Origin of the sequence: Caulobacter sp. B11 (assembly GCF_002737765.1) — a bacterium.
Lineage (GTDB): Bacteria > Pseudomonadota > Alphaproteobacteria > Caulobacterales > Caulobacteraceae > Caulobacter.
In genome coordinates this window covers 10,001-14,997 of the sequence record NZ_PEGG01000060.1, presented here as the reverse complement: position 1 = coordinate 14,997, position 4,997 = coordinate 10,001, and the positions used below count along the sequence as shown (strand labels likewise).

Sequence of the window (4,997 nt, the reverse complement as noted above, 5' to 3'; positions counted from 1 at the left end):
CGTCGCGAGACCAAGGGCCCGCAGATCATGCTGTCGCGCGCCCACGGCGGCTTCATGGCCAAGCTGTTCGCGCAGGAAGTGCCGGAAGTCTATGACGGCGTCATCGAGATCCGCGCCGTGGCCCGCGACCCGGGTTCGCGCGCCAAGATGGCCGTGATCTCCAACGACTCCAGCATCGACCCGGTCGGCGCCTGCGTCGGCATGCGCGGCTCGCGCGTGCAGGCGGTGGTGGCCGAGCTGCAGGGCGAGAAGATCGACATCATCCAGTGGTCCGAGGACGAGGCGACCTTCATCGTCAACGCCCTGGCCCCGGCTGAAGTGTCCAAGGTCGTGATGGATGAGGAAGACGAGCGCGTCGAGGTCGTGGTGCCCGACGAGCAGCTGTCCCTGGCCATCGGCCGTCGCGGCCAGAACGTCCGCCTGGCCTCGCAGCTGACCGGCTGGCAGATCGACATCACGACGGAAAGCCAGGAGAGCGAGCGCCGTCAGAAGCAGTTCACCGAGACCACCGCCCTGTTCCAGGAAGCCCTGGACGTCGACGAGGTCATCGCCCAGCTGCTGGTCACCGAAGGCTTCGCCGCGGTGGAAGACGTCGCCTATGTCGAGCCGCACGAGATCGCCTCGATCGAGGGCTTCGACGACGAGACCGCCGAGGAACTGCAGGCCCGGGCCCGCGAATTCCTCGACAAGGAAACCGCCGCCCTCGACGCCAAGCGCGTCGAACTGGGCGTCGAGGACGCCGTGCTCGAAATCGAGGGCGTCACCCTGCCCATGGCCGTGGCCCTGGGCGAAGGCGACGTGAAGACCGTCGAGGATCTCGCCGGCCTGGTGCCCGACGACATGCGCGGCTGGTTCGAAAGCAAGAACGGCGAGCGCGTGCGCGAGCCGGGCATCCTGGAAAGCTTCAGCCTGTCGCCGGAAGACGCCGAGGCGCTGATCATGCGCGCCCGGATCGTCATGGGCTGGGTCGAGGCTCCGCCGGAGCCGGAATATGTCGACGAAGCCGAATATGCCGAAGGCGACGAGGGCGCCGAGGAGTCGGCCGAAGCGCTGGAAGACGTGGCCGAGGCCGTCGAAGAGGCCGAGCCGACCGAAGACGCCAAGGAAGACTGATGAAACCCGCCCCCTCGGTCTTAGGCCGAGGGGGCGGATCTCGCGAGTTGCATGACCGAAGTCCAGGCCCCCAAGACCCACGCCGAAGCCTCCCGCCAGCGCAAGGACATCGTCCTGGGCGAGGCGGCGGACGAAGCATGTCTGGTGCGGTTCGTGGTCGGGCCCGACGGCGTCGTGGTTCCGGACGTGGCCCGCAAGCTGCCGGGACGCGGCCTGTGGGTCGGGGCCAGCCGCGAGGCGGTGACGACCGCGGCCAAGAAGGGCCTGTTCTCGCGCGCCGCCAAGACCAAGGTCACGGCCCCCGCCGACCTCGCCGACCAGGTGGAACGCCTGCTGGCCAAGCGGGTTCTCGATGGGCTGGGCCTTGCACGGCGCGGCGGAACGATTATCTCGGGATTCGAAAAGGTCGTCGCCGCCCTCAAGTCGGGCAAGACGGCTTGGTTGATCGAGGCGTCCGACAGCGCCGACGACGGTCGCCGCAAGATACTCTCCGCCGTCCACAAGGCGCCAAATTCGCCTCGAATCTTCGGGATGTTCACATCCGACGAATTGGGTTTGGCCTTGGGCGGGGAGAATGTGATACACACGGCGCTTCTTGCCGGGCGCGGCACGGATCGCTGGACATTGGATGTCGAGCGGTTATCAGGCTTCCGCCCGCTCATGCCTCCATCTTGGTTGGCGAGTTGGCGCGAGGAGTCCTAGTCCTTTACGGGTCTAGTGTCTGATAGTTGAGCGCGACCACCGCCGAACGGTTTTCCAGATCGGCGGTCGCGCTCGTGAAATAGGGTCGGGAAACGCGCCTTCTTTTCGAAGGTACGTCCAGGCCCCTTTTCTCGTATGGATCGAACGGTTTTTGGCCGGGCCTCCCCCCGGCGGAAGTACAAGCGAGCGCATGAGCGACGAGAACGATAACGGTCGGTCGGGTAATCCCGGCGGGCGAGCGCCCATCACACTGAAGCCCCGCCAGGGCTCGGTGAGCGCGGGCGTCGTGAAGCAGAGCTTCAGCCACGGCCGCACCAAGACGGTGGTGGTCGAAACCAAGCGTACGCGTTCCCACGCGCCCGCATCGGGCAATCTCGCCGCGCCCTCCTCGGCCGAGCGCCGCCAGGACGCGCCGCGCGGTCCGCAATCGGGCGGCTCGTCCGGATCCTCGGGCGGTTCGTCCGGCGGTCTGTCGCAAGACGAGCTGCGCGCTCGCCAGCGGGCCATTGAATCGGCCCGTGAACAGCAGGAGCGTCAGGCTTCGGATCGTCGGGCCGCCGAGGCCCGCGCCGTCGCGGACGCCGCCGCCAGCGCCGCCGCCGCCAAGGCTGCCGCCGCCAAGGCTCTGGCCGAAGCGCCGCCGGCTCCGGTCGCGCCGCCCGTGGCTCCCGCCGCTGTCGCCGCCGCGCCGACCCCGGCCGCGCCGGTGGTTGCGCCGCCGGCCCCGGTCGCCGCCGCGCCTGTCGTCGCCGCTCCGGTGGCTCCGGCTCCCGTGGCCGCCGCGCCGGTCGCCCCGCCCGCGCCCCGGCCGGCCGCGCCGCCGGTTCGCGCCGACGCTCCGCGTCCGCCGGCTCCCGCCGGTCAGACCCGCACCTACGAGCCCAGCCGCGACCGTCGCGACGACCGCTCGTCGACCACCACCTATCGTCCGCCGGCCGGCGACCGTCCTCCGCAGGGCGATCGTCCGTTCAACCAGCGCGCCCCGCGCCAGGACGGTCCCTACAACCAGCGCGCTCCGCGTCCGGAAGCTCCGGGCGGTCCGCGTCCCGAAGGCGCCGGCGGCTTCCGCGCGGGCGCCGATCGTCCGCAAGGCGATCGTCCCCAGGGCGACCGTCCGCAAGGCGACCGACCCACCCAGACGGTCCGTTATTCGGCCCTCGCGCCGCGTCCGGCTCCGGGCGCCCGTCCGGGTCCCGGCGGTCCGCGCGGCGCCCGTCCCGGTGCGCCCGCCGCCCCGCCGGCCACGCCGGAAGTGCAGCGCGCCACCCGTTCGGCCCCGCGTCCCGGCGGCGAAGTCAGCCGCAGGCCCGATGACGAGGACGATCGCCGCAAGGCCGCCGCCCCCGGCAAGGCCGTGTCGCGCGCCAAGGGCGCGCCGATGCGCCGCGAAGGCCGCCTGACGATCCAGACCGTGGCCGGCGACGGAGATTCCGCCGATCGCATGCGCTCGCTCGCCTCGGTTCGCCGGGCGCGTGAACGTGAAAAGGAGAAGCGTCGCGGTGGTCCCGCCGACCAGGTCAAGGTCAGCCGCGAAGTGATTATTCCTGACGTCATCACCGTGCAGGAGCTGTCCAACCGGATGGCCGTGCGTGGTGTCGAGATCATCAAGTTCCTGATGCGTCAGGGCGTGATGCTGAAGATCAACGACGTCATCGACAACGACACCGCCGAGCTGGTGGCCACCGAATTTGGCCACACCGTCCGCCGCGTGTCGGAAGCCGACGTCGAAGAAGGCTTCATCGGCGCCGAGGATGTCGACGATCACCTGGAGTCGCGGCCCCCGGTGGTCACGGTCATGGGTCACGTCGACCACGGCAAGACCAGCCTGCTGGACGCGCTGCGCAAGGCCGATGTGGCCGGCGGCGAGCACGGCGGCATCACCCAGCACATCGGCGCCTACCAGGTTCGCCTGGAAGGCGGCGAGAAGGTCACCTTCCTCGACACCCCGGGCCACGCCGCCTTCTCGCAAATGCGGGCCCGTGGCGCGAACATCACCGACGTGGTGATCCTGGTCGTGGCCGGCGACGATGGCGTCATGCCGCAGACGGTCGAGGCGATCAAACACGCCCGCGCCGCCAACGTGCCGATCATCGTGGCCGTCAACAAGATGGACAAGCCGGGCTCCGACTCTACCCGGGTGACCAACGAGCTGCTGCAGCACGAAATCGTCGTTGAAAGCCTCGGCGGCGAGACCCAGATCGTCGAGGTCTCGGCCAAGACCGGTCAGGGCCTGGACGAGCTGATCGAGCGCGTCCTGCTGCTGGCCGAGGTCATGGACCTGAAGGCCAACCCCGATCGCACCGCCGACGGCGTGGTGATCGAGGCCAAGCTCGACAAGGGTCGCGGCGCGGTCTCCACCGTGCTGGTCAAGCGTGGCACGCTGAAGCGCGGCGACATCGTCGTGGCCGGCAGCCAGTTCGGCCGGGTTCGCGCCCTGCTCAACGAGCGTAACGAGCAACTGACCGAAGCCGGTCCCGCCACCCCGGTCGAGATCCTCGGCCTGGACGGCGTGCCCTCGCCCGGCGACCCCTTCGCGGTCGTCGAGAACGAGGCCCGCGCTCGTGAGCTGACCGAGTACCGCATCCGCCTGAAGCGCGAGAAATCGATGCATCCGGTCGGCGCGGGCGCCACCAGCATGGCCGACATGATGGCCAAGCTGCAGGACAAGAAGTACCGCGAACTGCCGCTGGTCATCAAAGCCGACGTGCAGGGCTCGGCCGAGGCGATCATCGGATCGCTGGACGCCATGTCGACCGACGAGGTCCGCGCGCGGATCATCCTGTCGGGCGCCGGGGCGATCAGCGAAAGCGACGTCATGCTGGCCAAGGGCGCCGGCGCGCCGCTCATCGGCTTCAACGTCCGGGCCTCGGCCCAGGCGCGGGCGCTGGCCGAGCGCGAAGGGGTCGAGATCCGCTACTACGCGATCATCTACGACCTGCTGGACGACATCAAAGGCGTGCTCTCGGGCATGCTGGCCCCGATCCAGCGCGAAACCTTCCTCGGCAACGCCGAAGTGCTGCAAGCCTTCGACATCTCCAAGGTCGGCAAGGTCGCCGGTTGCCGCGTCACCGAAGGTGTCGTGCGCAAGGGCGCCAAGGTCCGGATCATCCGCAACGACATCGTCGTTCTGGAACTGGGCACCCTGCAGACCCTCAAGCGCTTCAAGGACGAGGTCCCCGAGG

Annotated in this window: 3 protein-coding genes (1 of these 3 cut by a window edge); all 3 read left to right on the top strand. The window is 69.5% G+C overall.

What is annotated here, in order from left to right:
- Window positions 1-1,113, top strand: a 1,113-nt coding sequence (gene nusA, locus CSW58_RS04005) for a transcription termination factor NusA (protein WP_099446404.1), incomplete at its 5' end; no start/stop codon positions are given.
- Between the two features lie 51 nt (window positions 1,114-1,164).
- Complete coding sequence (locus CSW58_RS04000) at window positions 1,165-1,815, top strand: RNA-binding protein (RefSeq protein WP_099446403.1); 651 nt, start codon at window positions 1,165-1,167, stop codon at window positions 1,813-1,815.
- A 190-nt stretch (window positions 1,816-2,005) separates the two neighbouring features.
- A protein-coding gene (gene infB, locus CSW58_RS03995) for a translation initiation factor IF-2 (protein ID WP_099446402.1) crosses the window boundary here: on the top strand, window positions 2,006-4,997 show its 5' portion. 110 nt of this gene lie beyond the right edge of the window; only the first 2,992 of its 3,102 coding nucleotides appear in the window; the start codon lies at window positions 2,006-2,008; its stop codon lies beyond the right edge, outside the window.